The sequence below is a fragment of the Kitasatospora sp. GAS1066B genome (assembly GCF_041262605.1).
Lineage (GTDB): Bacteria > Actinomycetota > Actinomycetes > Streptomycetales > Streptomycetaceae > Kitasatospora.
The window spans coordinates 12,880-29,040 of the sequence record NZ_JBGCCO010000013.1 but is presented as its reverse complement, the minus strand read 5'-3'; the positions used below and the strand labels follow the sequence as shown (position 1 = coordinate 29,040).

The 16,161-nt window shown below is 69.6% G+C and carries 13 protein-coding genes; 5 read left to right on the top strand and 8 right to left on the bottom strand.

What is annotated here, in order from left to right; all coding sequences use genetic code 11:
• Nucleotides 1-111 precede the first annotated feature (111 nt).
• On the bottom strand, nucleotides 112-2,067 hold the full coding sequence (gene acs, locus ABH937_RS16525) for an acetate--CoA ligase (protein ID WP_280690901.1): 1,956 nt from the start codon (nucleotides 2,065-2,067) through the stop codon (nucleotides 112-114).
• Between the two features lie 540 nt (nucleotides 2,068-2,607).
• Here acs and ABH937_RS16520 point away from each other — a divergent pair.
• Together ABH937_RS16520 and ABH937_RS16515 are read left to right on the top strand one after the other, a co-directional pair.
• Nucleotides 2,608-3,069, top strand: coding sequence for a hypothetical protein (locus ABH937_RS16520; RefSeq protein WP_370218641.1), 462 nt, complete (start codon nucleotides 2,608-2,610; stop codon nucleotides 3,067-3,069).
• 299 nt (nucleotides 3,070-3,368) lie between these two features.
• Complete coding sequence (locus tag ABH937_RS16515) at nucleotides 3,369-4,313, top strand: chitinase (RefSeq protein ID WP_370218639.1); 945 nt, start codon at nucleotides 3,369-3,371, stop codon at nucleotides 4,311-4,313.
• Between the two features lie 129 nt (nucleotides 4,314-4,442).
• Here ABH937_RS16515 and ABH937_RS16510 read toward each other — a convergent pair whose 3' ends face one another.
• Nucleotides 4,443-6,764 carry a SulP family inorganic anion transporter gene (locus ABH937_RS16510; RefSeq protein ID WP_370218637.1) on the bottom strand — a complete coding sequence of 774 codons (2,322 nt, stop codon included), beginning with the start codon at nucleotides 6,762-6,764 and terminating at the stop codon, nucleotides 4,443-4,445.
• Between the two features lie 404 nt (nucleotides 6,765-7,168).
• A complete protein-coding gene (locus tag ABH937_RS16505) occupies nucleotides 7,169-8,182 on the bottom strand; it encodes an ATP-binding protein (RefSeq protein ID WP_370218636.1) in 1,014 nt (337 codons plus the stop codon).
• 197 nt (nucleotides 8,183-8,379) lie between these two features.
• Here ABH937_RS16505 and ABH937_RS16500 point away from each other — a divergent pair, with 197 nt between their 5' ends.
• A complete protein-coding gene (locus tag ABH937_RS16500) occupies nucleotides 8,380-9,297 on the top strand; it encodes an oxidoreductase (protein ID WP_370218635.1) in 918 nt (305 codons plus the stop codon).
• A 505-nt stretch (nucleotides 9,298-9,802) separates the two neighbouring features.
• Here ABH937_RS16500 and ABH937_RS16495 read toward each other — a convergent pair.
• Complete coding sequence (locus ABH937_RS16495) at nucleotides 9,803-10,789, bottom strand: HAD-IB family hydrolase (protein WP_280690894.1); 987 nt, start codon at nucleotides 10,787-10,789, stop codon at nucleotides 9,803-9,805.
• A 687-nt stretch (nucleotides 10,790-11,476) separates the two neighbouring features.
• Here ABH937_RS16495 and ssd point away from each other — a divergent pair.
• Both ssd and ABH937_RS16485 read left to right on the top strand, forming a co-directional pair.
• Nucleotides 11,477-12,586: a septum site-determining protein Ssd gene (ssd, locus tag ABH937_RS16490; protein ID WP_370218634.1), complete on the top strand. Its 1,110-nt coding sequence runs from the start codon at nucleotides 11,477-11,479 to the stop codon at nucleotides 12,584-12,586.
• Nucleotides 12,587-12,741: 155 nt separating this feature from the next.
• On the top strand, nucleotides 12,742-13,983 hold the full coding sequence (locus ABH937_RS16485) for a TadA family conjugal transfer-associated ATPase (protein ID WP_370218705.1): 1,242 nt from the start codon (nucleotides 12,742-12,744) through the stop codon (nucleotides 13,981-13,983).
• Between the two features lie 251 nt (nucleotides 13,984-14,234).
• Here the strand turns inward: ABH937_RS16485 and ABH937_RS16480 are convergent, their stop codons facing one another.
• From ABH937_RS16480 to ABH937_RS16465, 4 genes are all read right to left on the bottom strand, one after another.
• Nucleotides 14,235-14,429, bottom strand: a complete 195-nt coding sequence (locus ABH937_RS16480) for a hypothetical protein (protein WP_370218633.1) — start codon at nucleotides 14,427-14,429, stop codon at nucleotides 14,235-14,237.
• A 146-nt stretch (nucleotides 14,430-14,575) separates the two neighbouring features.
• A complete protein-coding gene (locus ABH937_RS16475) occupies nucleotides 14,576-15,403 on the bottom strand; it encodes a helix-turn-helix domain-containing protein (RefSeq protein WP_370218632.1) in 828 nt (275 codons plus the stop codon).
• Nucleotides 15,400-15,903 carry a DUF6879 family protein gene (locus ABH937_RS16470; protein ID WP_370218631.1) on the bottom strand — a complete coding sequence of 168 codons (504 nt, stop codon included), beginning with the start codon at nucleotides 15,901-15,903 and terminating at the stop codon, nucleotides 15,400-15,402. The genes ABH937_RS16475 and ABH937_RS16470 overlap by 4 nt, the downstream gene beginning before the upstream one ends.
• A complete protein-coding gene (locus ABH937_RS16465) occupies nucleotides 15,890-16,120 on the bottom strand; it encodes a hypothetical protein (protein WP_370218630.1) in 231 nt (76 codons plus the stop codon). Before ABH937_RS16465 ends, ABH937_RS16470 begins: the two co-directional genes overlap by 14 nt.
• Between the last annotated feature and the right edge of the window lie 41 nt (nucleotides 16,121-16,161).

Genomic DNA, 16,161 nt, shown 5'->3' with positions numbered 1-16,161 from the left:
ACGGGCCAGTTGGGGCGCTGACCCCGCGTCGGCGCACGGCTGAGGGCCTCCTCCGCAGCACGCGGGGGAGGCCCTCGACCAGGTCGCTCCGGGACTCCGGGGCTCGGTGAATCAGTCCTCGCTGGGGGTGGCCGGCAGCTGGGACTGGATCAGGTTCATCACCGAGGAGTCGGCGAGCGTGGTGGTGTCACCGACCTCGCGGCCCTCGGCGATGTCGCGCAGCAGGCGGCGCATGATCTTGCCGGAACGGGTCTTCGGCAGCTCGCTGACCACCTTGATCTGCTTCGGCTTGGCGATCGGGCCCAGCGTCTTGCTCACGTGGTTGCGCAGCTCGACGATCAGCTCCTCGCTGTCGGTGGCGGTGCCGCGCAGGATGACGAACGCGACGATCGCCTGACCCGTGGTCGGGTCGCTGGCGCCGACCACCGCCGACTCGGCCACGGCCGGGTGGCCGACCAGCGCCGACTCCACCTCGGTGGTCGAGATGTTGTGGCCCGAGACGAGCATGACGTCATCCACGCGGCCGAGCAGCCAGATGTCGCCGTCGTCGTCCTTCTTGGCCCCGTCGCCGGCGAAGTAACGGCCCGGGAAGCGCGACCAGTAGGTGTCGATGTAGCGCTGGTCGTCGCCCCAGATGGTGCGCAGCATGGACGGCCACGGCTCGGTGAGCACCAGGTAGCCGCCGGAGCCGTTGGGGACCTCGTGGGCCTCGTCGTCGACCACGGTGGCCGAGATGCCCGGAAGGGCGCGCTGGGCGGAACCCGGCTTGGTCTCGGTGACGCCCGGCAGCGGGCTGATCATCATGGCGCCGGTCTCGGTCTGCCACCAGGTGTCGACGATCGGGGTCCGCCCGCCGCCGATGTGCTCGCGGTACCAGATCCAGGCCTCGGGGTTGATCGGCTCGCCGACGCTGCCCAGGATCCGCAGCGAGGACAGGTCGAACTTCGCCGGGATGTCGTCGCCCCACTTCATGAAGGTGCGGATCGCGGTGGGGGCGGTGTACAGGATGGTGACGTGGTACTTCTGGACGATCTCCCAGAAGCGGCCCTGGTGCGGGGTGTCCGGCGTGCCCTCGTAGATCACCTGGGTGGCGCCGTTGGAGAGCGGACCGTAGACGATGTACGAGTGGCCGGTGACCCAGCCGATGTCGGCCGTGCACCAGTAGACGTCGGTCTCCGGCTTCAGGTCGAAGACCGCGTGGTGGGTGTAGCTGGCCTGGGTGAGGTAGCCGCCGGAGGTGTGCAGGATGCCCTTGGGCTTCCCGGTGGTGCCGGAGGTGTAGAGGATGAAGAGCGGCTGCTCCGCATCGTGTGCCTCGGGGGCGTGCTCGGTGGACTGACGCTCCGTCACCTCGTGCCACCAGACGTCCCGGCCCTCGGCCCAGGAGACCTCCTGGCCGGTCCGACGGACCACCAGAACGTGCTCCACCTGCGGACACTTGGTCAGCGCCTCGTCGATGGCGGGCTTGAGCGCGGACGGCTTGCCGCGGCGGTAGCCGCCGTCGGCGGTGATCACCAGCTTGGCGTCGGCGTCCTGGATCCGGGAGGCGACGGCGTCGGCGGAGAAGCCGCCGAAGACGACGGAGTGCGCGGCGCCGACCCGGGCGCAGGCGAGCATCGCGACGACCGCCTCGGGGATCATCGGCAGGTAGATCGCCACCCGGTCGCCCTTGACGACGCCCAACTCCAGCAGCGCGTTGGCGGCCTGCGAGACCTCGTCCTTGAGCTGGGCGTAGCTGATCGAGCGGCTGTCGCCGGGCTCACCCTCGAAGTGGATGGCGATCCGGTCGCCGTGGCCGGCCTCGACGTGGCGGTCGACGCAGTTGTACGCCACGTTGAGCTTGCCGTCCGCGAACCACTTGGCGAACGGCGGGTTCGACCAGTCCAGGGTCTCGGTCGGTTCGACCGCCCAGCTCAGGCGGCGGGCCTGCTCGGCCCAGAAGCCGAGGCGGTCTTCGGAAGCCTGCGCGTACGCGGACGCGGTGACGTTGGCGGCCGCGGCGAGCTCGGCGGGCGGGGCGAAGCGCCGCTCCTCCTTGAGCAGGTTGGCCAGGCTCTCGTTGCTCAACGCACACTCCTCATCGAGTCTGTTTCATGGTGCTTACCCTCCACGGGCCTTATCCTCCACGGGCCCCGCGGGGGAGAAGAACCAGGGTCGCGGGATGTCCCTTGCTCAGGGATTGTCCCGTGTGTCCCAGTGGACAGCTCACCAGGCGAACAGGCCGGTTGACAAGGGGACCCGAGAAATTGGTGTAGACCTTTGATCAATCTGTCGTCGTCAGCGCTGGGATAGCACGCGTTTTCGGTCGGACGCGGAGGAATTTCCCAGCTTCTCGACCACGTCACGGGCGTGGCGTGTCGCACCACCGGGGCGGCGAATCCGTCTTCCTCTGCGGCAGACCTTGACGCTTCTGCGCACCGGTACTCCACTGGAGTCACCAGCTCACGAGCGTCCGCACCGCCCGAGGTCACGACGGCCGCGCCGGCGGGTGGGCGCCGGCTGGCGCGGCACTTCTCGGGGAGTTGAGCCATGTCGGAATCTCCTGCCACTGCGTCCCCTGCCACTGCCACTCCGCTGCCGAGGCCCGGTGATTTCGCCGTGGTGCGCATGGGTGGTGATATCGGTCGGCTGATTCGCCTGGGCCAGTGGCTCAACGGCGACGGCTTCGCCGACTACGAACACGCCTTCGTCCTGGTCGGTGATGACGAGGTGGTAGAAGCCGAACCCGGCGGAGCCCGCCAGGCGCCGCTCGCCGAGTACGACACGCATCTGATGCGCTGGTCGAGCGGGCACCTCCAGCTGACGAACGATCAGCGAGTGGAGATCGTCGCCGCGGCCCGGCGATACCTGCGAGTGCCGTACAGCTTCCTCGACTACGGCGCACTGGCCGCCCACCGGTTCCGGTTGCCCGGCAGCTCGCTGCTCAAGGGCTATGTCGCCGACACCCGACACCTGATCTGCTCTCAACTGGTCGACCAGTGCTATCAGGATGCCGGGATCCACCTGTTCGCGGACGGACGTTGGCCCGGCTACGTCACGCCTGCCGACCTGCACCGGCTGATCAGCTGACCTTGGTGAGTTGATCCGCGGCCCCGGTGCGCCGGTGGCGCGTCCTCCTGCTGGGGTCGCTCTCGTCTCAGCGTTGATCAATTCCCAGCTCGGGAGCCCAGCTCGGGAGCCTCAGGTCGGGGGCGGAACTGCGCTGCCCCTTGACAGGTCACCGGGGCGGCGCCACCATCCTGGTCAAGGTTAGGAATATTTACTAACCGGCCAGGCCTTCCCCCACGTCCCGGCCCGCCGCGTCCTGTCCGACATGCCCCCAGCAAGCCTTGTCGCGAAGAGGGCAAGCGTGCGCCTGAGAGGTTGTCATGGACAAGAAGTTCCGGCTCGCCGCGCTCGTCGCCTCGGTCCTGCCGATCACGCTCGCCCTTGCCACCGCACCCGCCCAAGCGGCGACGGCACGAGCGGCGGCCGCCTTCCCGGCCCACTACGCCGCCCCCTACCTGCAGATCGCCGGCTCCGACGCGGGTGACCTCGCGGCCGATCACAAGGCCAGTGGCGGGCAGTTCTACACCCTGGCCTTCCTCACGCCGAAGTCCGGCTGCACCCCCATGTGGGAGGACGGCAACGACTCGCTCGGAGCCTTCACTTCGCAGGTCAACGCGCTCAAGTCGGCCGGCGGCAACGTGATCATCTCCTTCGGCGGCGAGGCCGGCGGTGAGCTCGCCCAGACCTGCACCTCGGTCTCCGCGCTGACCGCCGCCTACGCCAACGTCGTCAAGACCTACGGTGTCACCAGGCTCGACTTCGACATCGAGGGGAGCGTGCTGGACGACACGGCTGCCAACTCCCGCCGGGACCAGGCCCTGGCAGCGCTCCAGAAGGCCAACCCCTCGGTGCAGATCGACCTCACCGTCCCGGTGGACCCCACCGGTCTGGAGTCGAACGCCCTCGACCTGCTCAAGGACGCCAAGGGCAGGGGCGTCAAGGTCAACCTGGTCAACATCATGACCATGGACTTCGGTGATGGTCAGAACGCCTTGAAGGACGCCGAGTCGGCGGCCGACGCGACCCACGGGCAGCTGGCCGGGCTCTACGGCGGCTCGTCGGCGCAAGCCTGGGGGCGGCTCGGGCTGACCCCGATCGCCGGCCGGAACGACGACAACGAGAACTTCACCCAGTCCAACGCCGCCACGCTGGAGAGCTTCGCCGCCGCCAAGGGCGTGCAGGAGCTGTCCTTCTGGGAGGTCGACGGCTACGACAAGGGCACGGGCTACGCCTACTCCAAGATCTTCCAGAAGATCACCGGCTGACGTCGCGGAAGTCGGGGTGGTGGCCCCGGTCGGCCACCACCCGCAGCCGTGCCGTCGAGCGGTACAGGCCGCTGATAAGGCGCCGCTGCCGTCGGGTACCGCTGCCGTCAGGTTCGGGTATCGCTGCCGTCAGGCCGCGCTCGCGATCTCACGCGTCCCGACGACGGCGGTGAAGCTGCCCGTCGCCTGGTCGAGCACGTAGGTCTGCGCGCTGGCGAAGTCGAAGTACATGCCGATCAGGCGCAGGCTGCCGTCCAGCACCCGCCGTTCGACCGCCGGGTTGGCCAGCAACTGGTCGAGTTGCTGAACCACATTGGTGATGCACAACTGCTCCACCTGGTCGGCGACCGGACGATCCGTGAACTCTGCCGGGGCCCGAGCCAGCCGAGCCAGCGAGCCTCGCCCGTTGCGCAGCCAGCGAGCCAGTGCCGTCGGTCGCCCGGGCTGCTCGTGCACGCCGTCCAGCAGTGCCTTCATCGCGCCGCACTCGGAGTGTCCGCAGATCGCGATGCTGCCGACCTCCAGCACCTCGACCGCGTACTGCACGGCGGCGGCCACCGAATCGTCGGCCGCACCGGGCTCGTGCGGGGCCGGAGCCAGATTGCCGACATTGCGGACGGTGAAGAGGTCGCCCGGCCCGCTGCTGGTGATCATGCTGGTGACCAGCCGGGAGTCGGCGCAGGTCAGGAAGAGTTGCGAGGGCGTCTGGCCCTCCCGGGCGAGCCGGGCCAGTTCCGGTCTGACCAGCGCGGCGGTATGCGCCTGGAAGCCGCGCACGCCGTTGAGCAGCCGATCGTGCGGGTCGTCCTCCTGGTCGATGCAGTGGTGGCCCACCCAGGGGGTCCAGGCCCGGCAGCGGTGCGGTCCGGCGCCCTCGGCGGCACGCAGCGTGCCGTCCGGGTCCAGTACCTCTTCGTCATGACGGTCGGTCAGCATGACGACCTGATCGCCTCGTGCGACCCGCTCGCCCCGCCAGCTCCGCAAGGCCTCGTAGGCGGAGTGGTCCAGGAAAGCCCCGTCGTGGCGGATCGTGACCCGGGCGCCGAGCGGGATCGATGCGAGCGCCCCGCTCAGCCTGGGCACGGCCAGGAAGGTCAGCGGACCGTGCGTCCGCAGTTCGTAGGAGCCGTCCTGATGCTGGGTCATCTCGATATGGGCCCGGGTGAGCCGGTAGAGGGCGAGCAGTGCGGTCGCCGCCGCGCCGGTCGCGACCCCGAGGGGGACGCCGAGCAGTACCACGCCGATGACGGTGGTGAGGTAGACCGCGAACTCCCGGTGCCGGTGCACCTTGCGGATGTGCGCGGCGCTCACCATCTGGATGCCGACCACCATGACCAGCGCGGCCAGTGCGGCGAGTGGGATCCGGCGCAGCCCGCCGGTCAGTGCGAACGCTGCCAGCAGCACCCAGCAGCCCTGCAGGGCGGCGGCCCGGCGACTGCGCGCACCCGCCTGGACGTTGGCGGAGCTGCGGATCGCGCCGCCGGCCACCGGCAGGCCGCCGAGCATCCCGCTGAGCAGATTCGCGATGCCCTGGCCCCGCAACTCGCGGTTGAGGTCGCCCGGATGGCCGCTCTGCCGGTCTACCGTGACGGCGCAGAGCAGCGACTCCACGCTGGCCACGGCCGTGACGGTCAGTACCGCACCGAGGATCGCGAGCGGCGAGCCGTGCGGGAGGGCGGCTAGGTCGTGCTTGCCCCAGTCGGCGAGCTCGACTCGGGCGAGCCGAAAGTCGAAGACCATGGCCAGCGCCGTGCCCGCGGCCACCGCGACCAGGGCTGCCGGTACCCGCTCGAGCCGGCCGCCGATCCGCCCGGCTGCTCCGGGGAGCCGGTGCAGCCTCGGCCACCCGCAGAGGAGCGCGATCGCCAGCAGGCCCACGGCCAGCGCCGGTGGATGCGGCCCGGACAGCTGGGCCGGCAGTGCGGCGAGATTGGCCAGGGTGGAACCTTGTGGCGAGCCGCCCAGGACCACGTGGAACTGGGCGATCGCGATGGTGATGCCGACACCGGCCAGCATGCCGTGCACCACGGCAGGGGATACCGCCAGCGCCGACCTGGCCATCCGCGCTGTCCCCAGCAGAAGCTGCAGCAGGCCGGCCGCGAGCGTGATCGCGCAGGTGGCCTGCCAGCCGAATCGAGTGATCAGCCCTGCGGTGATGACGGTCAAGGCAGCTGACGGACCGCTCACCTGCAGCGGCGTGCCGCCGAGCAGCCCGGCCGTGATGCCGCCCACGGCGGCCGCGACCAGACCCGCCGTCAGCGGGGCACCGCTGGCCAGCGCGATGCCGAGCGAGAACGGAAGCGCGAAGACGAACACCACCAGGGAGGCCGTCAGATCCTGGGCGCCCGGCGTGCGGAAGCGGGGCCTGCCGCTCGCCGGGACCAGGGGCGGAGCATGGCTCTCGATGGTGACATCGGTGCGAGGCGGCGGTGGGGGAGAGTCGAGGGCCATGGCTTCCTGTCCTTCCAGGAGAACGGACACCGTCGAGTCCGTTGCTACGGCCAAGTCCGCGGCTGGTGCGGGTGATCGGAACGGCTGGCCGCGAGGCGCGGCAGCGGGCTGGGACGGCCACGAGCACGGCGCCGGCAGGCAGGGCGCTCACTGGCCATCGATCTCGCACACCAAGACTTGGTAAACTGTGAGTAATGAAAGCTTTGCATGGCGTAAGTGTGTGCGGGAGCCCTGGCGCCGAGATTCACTCCTGTGGGTGGCACGCGGATTCGTCGTAGCGCCCCACTGCTCGTCCTGCCGCTCGCCCCCACCGCCGCTGGCGAGCGCTCTGCGGCTGGGTGAACGCCGAGGGGCCGGGTCCGCACCCCCGTGGGTGCGGACCCGGCCCTTCGGTCGACTCGGCGTCAGACGCGCGCGCCGGCCGTGTCGGTGCGGACGGTCGCCAGGTCCAGCGCCGTCTGGTCGAGCACGAAGGACGGGTCGACCTGTGTGGCGAGGTCGACGCCGGCCTTGGCATTGCCCCAACTCTCGGCGTTGCGCAGGTGGAAGTCCACGGCCTGCGCGGTGTACCGCTGCGGGTCCCGGAGTTGGAAGGCGAGGTCCAACTCCTCACGCAGGAGCTCCAGAACGGCACGGTTCTCCGGCTCCAGCGAGTCGAGTGCCGGTCCGGCGCCCTGCTCCAGTCTGCGCACCCAGTCCGACTGGCCGAAGGCGGCCAGCAGGTCGTCGCCCACTTCCCGCCGCAGGTAGGCGAGGTCGTCCTCGCTCTGCACCTTGTTGCCGACCACGCGCAGGGCGACGCCGAAATCCCGGGCGTACTCCTTGTACTGGCGGTAGACCGAGACGCCCTTGCGCGTCGGTTCGGCCACCAGGAAGGTGAGGTCGAAACGGGTGAACAGGCCCGAGGCGAAGGAGTCGGAGCCTGCGGTCATGTCCGTCACCACGTACTCGTGCTGGCCGTCGACCAGGTGGTTGAGCAGCAACTCCACCGCGCCGACCTTGGAGTGGTAGCAGGCGACGCCGAGGTCCTCGTCGGTGAACGCGCCGGTGACCAGCAGGCGCACCGAACCCTCGTCCAGCGCCACCGGGCGGGCGCAGGCGGCGTACACCGGGTTCTCCTCGACGATCCGCAGCAGGCGTGAACCGCGGCCGGGTGGTGTGGTCTTGATCATCTCCGCCGCGGACGCGATGCGCGGATTGCCGCCCCGCAGGTACTCCTTGATCTCGGGCAGGTGGGCCCCGAGCGAGGGCAGCTCGGCAGCCTGATCATCCGTCAGGCCGAGGGCCGGGCCGAGGTGCTGATTGATATCGGCGTCCACCGCGATCACCGGTCGCCCGGCGGCGGCCAGATGGCGGATGAACAGTGCCGACAGCGTGGTCTTGCCGCTGCCGCCCTTGCCGACGAAGGCGATCTTCATCTGGACTCCCGGCTCTCGCTCCGTCGATCGCCAGCGCGGGCTTCGGCGGACCTTTTGACAATCGTTATCGTGTCAGATAATGAACATCGTAGTGGGGGTTTGGGTCACTGCGCCGAAGGGAAGCGTGGATTGCCTCGAACGGGTGAAGCCGGGGTTGCTGTGCGGTCCTGGACAGAGGGGTCGTTACTCTCGGGTAGGTGAGCACTGGAACTGATCCGCTTGCCCCGCTGGCCGCGCTTGCCGGGGTGCCCGAGTCCGTCACCGAGGTCCGCAAGGCCGTCGACCGACTCTACGGCCACCGCGTGATGCGGCGCCGGGCAGCCGAGGTCACCTCGGAGTCCGCGTTGCGCGGGGCCAGGGCCTCGGCCGCGCTGGCCGGTGCCGACTGGCCGCTCGAAGAGGTGCGTCGGCGCAGTGACTTCAGCAACGGCGCCGACGAACGCATCGTCGGCGGTGCACTGCGGATCTCGGCGGAGGCGGGCCAGTTGCTGAGCGTCTGGCGGACCTCGCCGCTGCAGGTGCTGGCGCGACTGCATCTGCTGGCCGCCGGCGACGCGAGCCCTGCGGCCGGCCGGCCGCGGCAGGACGGCGAATCGGCCGAGGAGCTCTTCCCGCTGGAACTGGTACCCGCGGACGGCGTGGCGGCGCCCGTCGACTCGCCGGCGCCCGCGTCGCCGGCGGGTGGGCCGACGGCGTCCGTGCTGCCACCAGCGCCCCCCGCAGCCGAGGTGGCGGCCCGTCTGGACCAGCTCGCGCAACTGCTGGCGGCCCGGACCGCGGGTGCCCAGGGCGGCGCGCCCGCACTGGTGACCGCTGCCGTGGTGCACGGCGAACTGCTCGCACTGCGCCCGTTCGACAGCCACAACGGCCTGGTGGCCCGGGCCGCGCAGCGCATCGTGCTGATCGCGGAGGGCCTTGATCCGCAGGCGATCTGCCCGGCCGAGGTGGGCCTGGTCGAGCTCGGCACGGTGGCCTACCGCGAAGCGCTGGCGGCCTACCTCACCGGCACGCCCGAGGGGTTGGGGCGCTGGATCGCGCACTGCGGCCTGGCCTTGCGGCTCGGCGTTCGGGAGAGTACGGCGGTGTGCGAGGCGATGCAGCGCGGGATGGCCTGATCGGCGGGCCGGCCTGATCGGCGTGACGCGGGCCCGCGCGCGGTGTGGACTGCGGCGCGGCCACGGCTCAACGGGGCCGGGAGGTGGTGGGCCTGGCCGTGGCGGAACTCTCGGCGGGCCTGCGAACAGAGTTGCGGCGACACCCTGACCGCTGATGTCGCCGCTGGTACAACGGTCCGGGTGACCATGCGTGCACCGGAAGTGCCCATCAGGCGGGGATCCAGCCCGTTCGCCTGGTGCGGCGGCCCGAATCGCGGGTCGGCTGCACGTGGGTGCTCGGAGGTTGTACGCGGTCCGTGGGCCTGAACTGCGGTGTCGGTCTGACCTCTTCGGGTCCTTCCGGGTCTCGCGGGCCGTGGTTCCTTTGTATCTCGGATCCAGGGCAAACGGAACTCGGATGGCGAATTCTTTACTTTTGCCTGTTTTGGCATGGACTGACTGCTCGGGCATCGGTCGACTGCTCGGCAGGACTGCCAGGCGGTGATCGCCGCGGCAGGCCGACCGGTCAGCCTGCCTGCCGCCGTCGCTTGGCCAACTGCCAGACCAGTGCGGCGCTCAGGCAGGCGGCGCCGACCGCCGCAGTGGCCAGCACGGTGCGGCTCGGCGTCCTGAACTCGGGTAGCCGACGGTTGAGTTCGATCGGACGGTCGAAGACCAGGACCGGCCAGTCGCGCGCGACGGCTTCCTTGCGCAGGCTCCGGTCCGGATTGACGGCGGACGGGTGCCCGACCGCCGAGAGCAGCGGCAGGTCGGTGATCGAGTCGCTGTACGCGTAACTGTCAGCCAGGTTGTAGCCCTCGCGCTCGGCCAACTCGCGGATCGCGGCGGCCTTGTTCTCGGCGTACGCGTAGTACTCGATCTCGCCGGTGTAGCAGCCGTCCTCGATCGCCAGCCTGGTGGCGATCACATGGTCGGCGCCGAGCAGGGCGCCGATGGGCTCGACGACCTCCGCGCCGGAACTGCTGACGATCACCACATCGCGCCCGGCGGCGTGGTGTTGCTCGATCAGCGCGGCGGCCTCCGCGTAGATGATCGGGTCGATCAGCCCGTGCAGCGTCTCGGCGACGATCTCGCGGACCTGCTGAACGTTCCAGCCCCGGGTCAGTGCGGAGAGGTACTGCCGCATCTTCTCCATCTGGTCGTGGTCCGCCCCGCCGACCAGGAAGACGAACTGGGCGTAAGCGCTCTTCAGGACGGCCCGACGGTTGATCAGGCCGCCCTGGTAGAAGGGGCGGCTGAAGGCGAGGGCGCTCGACTTCGCGATGATCGTCTTGTCGAGGTCGAAGAAGGCCGCCGTGCTGGTGAGGTCGGCGGCTGCCCCCTCGACGGATGGGTGAGGTGCGGCGACCGGCGTGCCGTCCGCCGCAGTCGGGGCGGACCGTTCGGTCGTGTGCGGGACAATCGTGCTGCCGCGCGGCGCGGCATTCGGTGCGGTCTCCGGTCGGGAGTTCTCGGCACCGCCTACGATGTCGGCGTTCTCGGTGGTGTCCACAGGAACCGAGGATAGATGGCGCTCTCGCGGGCGCCGCCATTCGGTGGACCTGGGGGCGTGCGGGTTTGTGTTTCCGGCCTCTCGGGTACACCATGGAAGTCACGGATCGTTCGCGACCGTGCTAACCCGGTCCGGCTCCTCCCCCCCGAGTCGGGCTGTGGATAGACGACCCCCGCTCTCCCCCCCGGCGGGGGTCGTCGCATGTCCGGGCCCGTTTTCGGGCTGCTGCGACGTGTCAGGGGTGGTGCTGGAGGGGCGTGGGGGAGGCGTTCGAACCGGGGGTGCCAGGGCAGTCGCCCGCTTCTTTTCGTCACTGTGGGTAGTCAATCGGGCTGTGCTCGGAGACCGTCCGGAACTGCGTCAATTTCACCGACCGGAACTCCTCTGACGGGTGAAGAGAGACCAGTCGGGTGAGTTCTGATTTCCACATCCCCGGGGTTATCCACAGCGAATCGACGCGTGGCCGACGCATTAGCGGCTGGACGGCACGCTGGGGCCCAAGCCGAAGTCATGGCTCGGACCGGCGGGGCACAGGCCTCCGACCGGGACGGCACCTCATGACCGCGGCCGCCACCGTCATCGCCCGCTCAGCCGGGCCGGTCTCCCCGCGGCACCCGCCTCGTCCGGCGGCGCGCCGTGCTCGACCGGCGCAGGCAGCAGCGAGCATCCCGCTCCGGGGAGGCAGCCATGCCCGCACCCACCATCGACCAGTACGGACCGATCTCCCACGATCCCGACTCCACCGGGCCCTTGATCCTCACCGAGGACGAGGGGTTGGCGGAGCACCTGCTCAAGCTCTGCGCGGCGGCCGGCGCCGAACCCCGGCTGCTGGCCGGCGCGCCGCCCCGCCGGCTCTGGGAGACCGCGCCGATCGTGCTGCTCGGCGATGACCAGTACGAGTGTTGCGCGGAGCTCTCCCGCAGGCCCGGTGTGTACCTGCTGGGCCTCGATCTCGACGACTGCGAGGTGTGGGTCCGCGGTGTCCAACTCGGAGCTGAGCAGGTGCTGTTCCTCCCTGAGGCGCAGGCCTGGCTGCTGGACCGCATCGCCGATGTGGTGGAGGGTGTCGGCAACCCTGCGCTGACCGTCGCGGTGCTCGGTGGTCGCGGCGGCGCCGGGGCCTCCACGCTCGCCTGTGCGCTCGCCGTGACAGCCGCCAGAGCCGGCCACCGCACCATGCTGATCGACGGCGACCCGCTGGGTGGCGGATTGGACGTCCTGCTCGGCGGCGAAGGCGTCGACGGGCTGCGCTGGCCCGAGCTGGCCGGTGCGCGAGGCCGGGTGAGCAGCTCCGAACTCGTTCAGGCGCTCCCCCGGCTGCACCGAATCAGCGCGCTCTCCTGGGACCGGGGCAACGCACTGCTGATCCCGCCGACCGCGATGCGCAGCGTGCTCGCGGCAGCCCGGCGTCGCGGCGGGCTGGTCGTCCTCGATCTGCCGCGACATCTGGACCCGGCGGCGGCTCAGGCCCTGGAGCAGGCCGACACCGGCCTGCTGGTGGTCCCCGCCGAGCTGCGCGCGCTGGCGGCGGCCGGGCGGGTGGCGGCCGCGGCCGGGATGCGGCTGGCGGACCTGCGGGCGGTGATCCGGCTGCCCGGGCCAGTGGGCTTGCGCAGCGCGGAGATTGCCCGCGGCCTCGGTCTGCCGCTCGCCGGTGAGATCACGCACGAGGCCGGTCTGACGCTCGATGCGGAGCGTGGCAAGCCTCCCGGCCTGCGCGGTGCCGGACCGCTCGCCAGGTTCTGCGCCGCCTATCTCGACGAAGTCATGCCCAGTACCGAAGGAGAGCCGTCATGAACACGCGTACGCCGTCCACCGGCCACCTTGCCGAGCGGCTATTGCCGTGGAGCCCGGCGGCGGCCCGGGCGAAGCCTCGCCCCGCCCTCGCCGCGCTCAGGCGTCGTTCCGGAGCCGCGGAGCCGGCCCCGGTCGTCCCCGAGCGCGCCACCGCCTTGCTCGACGCCGTCCGGCTGCGGCTGGCCGAGGCCGGTGCGGTGCCGACGACCGCCGAGGTCGCGGCGGCCCTGCGCGCCGCGCGGCCCCCGTTGGGCGGTGACGACCTGCTGGACACCGTCAGCACCCTGCGGGCCGAACTCGTCGGTGCCGGACCACTGGAGGCCCTGCTCGGCGCGCCAGATGTGACCGACGTGCTGGTCAATGCCCCGGACGAGGTCTGGGTCGACCGGGGCAGCGGGCTGTGTCGCGAGCCGTCCGTCCGGTTCCCCGACGTCGAGGCGGTGCGCCACCTCGCGCACCGGCTGGCGACCGCGGCCGGACGCCGACTCGACGATGCCCGGCCGTGGGTCGATGCCCGGCTCCCGGACGGCACCAGGCTGCACGCGGTGCTGCCGCCGATCGCGGCCGGCTGCACGCACATCTCGCTTCGGATCAGCCGTCAGAAACCGTTCGAGATGGCCGAGCTGGAGGCGGCCGGAGCCCTCGGTCCGACTGCCGCCGAGTTGCTGGGCGCCGTCGTGCGGGCCCGGCTCTCGCTGTTGATCAGCGGCGGGACAGGCAGTGGCAAGACCACCTTGTTGGCCGCGTTGCTGGGGCTGGTCGGCCGAGCCGAACGGATCGTCATCGCCGAGGACTCGGCGGAGCTGCGGCCGTCGCACCCTCACGTGGTCCGCCTGCAGAGCCGACCGCCCAACCAGGAGGGGCTCGGTGAGCTGACCCTGCGGGACCTGGTCCGGCAGGCACTGCGGATGCGGCCCGACCGGCTTGTGGTGGGGGAGGTGCGCGGCAGCGAGGTGCTCGACCTGCTGGCCGCCCTCAACACCGGCCATGAAGGCGCGTGGCTAGCGCAACCGTACATGCAAAGTGCGGGGCCGCTTAGGGGCGATCAGCTACTCGCCGTCCCACTTGCCGGGCTCCACCGTTACGGCGTCCGTGACGGTCCGCAGAAAGGCCGTGTGGCCCGACTCTGCGGTGTGCGCGCTGACGGCCTTGGCGAGCGCGTCCATGTCGGCCGGTGCGCCGTCGGTGCTCCACATGCACAGTCCCTCACCATCGGTGCAGCGGGCGACCCCGACCGGGGGCGTCTCCGGGTTGTGCCTGACGTGGTACTCCCGGAAGCGGAATTGCTGCCTGACGGTCACTCCGCCACCTCCTCAGCGCTCATGGTGTCGTCGGCCGCTACGTCGTCCCCCAGGGGCTCAGAGACCGGCTCACAGCCCCTGTGCGCGGGCAGGTAGGCCGACCGGGGCGGATGGGCGTCGAAGTAACCGGACTGTGAGCCGGGCTCGGCAGTCACAACTCACCACCTCCCCGGGGGACTTCGCACACGGGCGCATGCTGTTGCCGCAGGATCGCAACATCCGTCAGCGCCGACTCATCCCGGTACCAGCCACCCCCGGGAAGGCCGACACGCAGAGCAGCGCTCGCCATGGCGTCCAGCCGGATGCACTCGGAGCACTCCCGCTGCGCCGTTGGCTTGGTGGCCGTCTCAGGCAGCATCGGTCAGCCCCTGGGAGACGGAACGGCCCAGAACCGGGCCCAGCGCGCTGCCGTCGGTCTTCCCCTTGTCCGGACAGGTCTCACTGCCGCACTCGCAGAACGGCCAACCGTTGGGCGTGCCACGGACGCCACCCCGCGACTTCTCGAAGAACAGCGGGTCATAGTCCGCCTGAATAGCCGCCATCTCCGCCGGACTGACCGTCCTTCGACGCCGGGTCGGAGTACTGGGTTGCGCTGCTGCGGGCATGACTGGCTCCCGTGGCTCACGGATATCTCTGGATGAGAGATCAACGTAAGACCCTGCGGGGCCGCTAGCCAGGATCTTTCCTGTTACCGAAAGAACTCGTCTCGGATGCCCTCAACCATGGTCCGCATCTCGTTCCCGTGGACAGCTACGGCGTCGAACTGAGCAAAGGTCGAGAGGTATACCTGAACGTCCCTCGGGTCACGCGTGGTGATCTCTGAGTGGAACGTCTCAACAATCACTAGCCGGTCGTCGTGGGCGCTGAAACAGGTCATCGGGAAGTTAGGCATCTGTCGGTCGAGAGGTACAACTCCGATGGTGACATTGGGGAGTCGGGACAGAGATACAAGCCTATCCATCTGCGTGCCCATAATGGCCGGCGCTCCAATGCGCCAGCGCAGCACGTGTTCGCAGATGACGAAATGAAACGACCTACGCGTGTCATAGAGCGCTGTCTGCCGCTCAAGTCGTGCGGCAATAGATTTTGCCTTGGCTTCGTCGGTCAGCTCGGGCTTCATCGCGAACAGCGCAGAGACGTATTCGGCGCTTTGGAGTAGGCCAGGGATCAACTGGCCCTGAAATAGCCTGAGAGTGCCCGTCTGAGCTTCTATGGCCCGGATGGCTTGTTGGTGCTTCCAGTGGCCCATGCGGCGCAGCTCACGCCATGCCGTGGCCTCTGTGGCTGCCGACCTGGCTTGGGCCAGGAACTCCGCCTTGGCGGCCTCTGACACCCCGATGGCCGTCAGAATCAGCTCTACGTCCTGCACGGTGGGCAGAACTCGGCCATTCTCGATCTTCGACAGCTTGGCCGGAGACATGGAAGCCCTGCGGGCAATGGCCTCTGCGGTCTTATCCGCAGCGATCCGAAGTGCCCGCAGGGCCGTCCCCAAGCTGTGCTGCTGCTCCTCGCTCAAGCGGCCACGTAATCCGCGAAGGGCACGGCATGAGCCAGGGCAATATTCCGATACCGGCGATACTCGTCCAGCCGGTCATCCGGCAGCAACTCGCCGCCAATAAACTGTCCGGCCTCGGTATAGTGCATTCGGTAGATCCGGGCGTCATCGAACAGCCAGAAGTCGTGATTTGGCAGCCCAGCGACAGCCTGTCGTGCCGTGTCGATGATTCCGATGGACTCCCCGGCCTTGATGTTGCCGGGATACGAAGCCATCTGATAGCGCAAGTAGTCGCTCAGCGGAGAGCTGAGGACGTGCACTCGGCCAACCTGCTTTCCGAGGTCAGTCATGGATCGCACCCATGGATTATCTGAGCGCTTCGCTGGCAGTCCTTTGCCTGCCAGGAAGTCGGAGAATTCCTGTCGCTCTGCGTCTACGTCATACTCGGCCAGCGTCTCCAATCGGAACGCCGTCCGATCGAATGTCTGAAACAGTCGGCCGAAGTCCTCACCCCTGAGCACGGAGGTGCGCCTCCAGTCGCGTGCGGAAGTAGTTATCCAGCACCGCTTCGGGGACCTCGACCGCCGACTCACCTGCGGGCAAGTTCAGCTCCGCCAGTCGCGCCGGGTCAGTGATCACGTAACCCTGAACCACGTACTTCCCCTCCTCGGTGCCCCACAGCGTTGGGCACGTCCCATCGTTGCAGGACCCTTCCCCGGACAGCCAGCGCAGCATCATGTGCCCCCTTGCGTCGTAAGTGGTTCCTGTCTCGTTCGATG

Bases quoted from the DNA above. Each gene is read 5' to 3' on its own strand.
- ssd (WP_370218634.1), top strand. From the start codon at position 11,477: ATGCCCGCACCCACCATCGACCAGTACGGACCGATCTCCCACGATCCC.
- ABH937_RS16480 (WP_370218633.1), bottom strand. From the start codon at position 14,429: ATGGCGGCTATTCAGGCGGACTATGACCCGCTGTTCTTCGAGAAGTCG.
- ABH937_RS16520 (WP_370218641.1), top strand. From the start codon at position 2,608: ATGGGTGGTGATATCGGTCGGCTGATTCGCCTGGGCCAGTGGCTCAAC.
- ABH937_RS16505 (WP_370218636.1), bottom strand. From the start codon at position 8,182: ATGAAGATCGCCTTCGTCGGCAAGGGCGGCAGCGGCAAGACCACGCTG.
- ABH937_RS16510 (WP_370218637.1), bottom strand. From the start codon at position 6,764: ATGGCCCTCGACTCTCCCCCACCGCCGCCTCGCACCGATGTCACCATC.
- ABH937_RS16465 (WP_370218630.1), bottom strand. From the start codon at position 16,120: ATGATGCTGCGCTGGCTGTCCGGGGAAGGGTCCTGCAACGATGGGACG.
- ABH937_RS16515 (WP_370218639.1), top strand. From the start codon at position 3,369: ATGGACAAGAAGTTCCGGCTCGCCGCGCTCGTCGCCTCGGTCCTGCCG.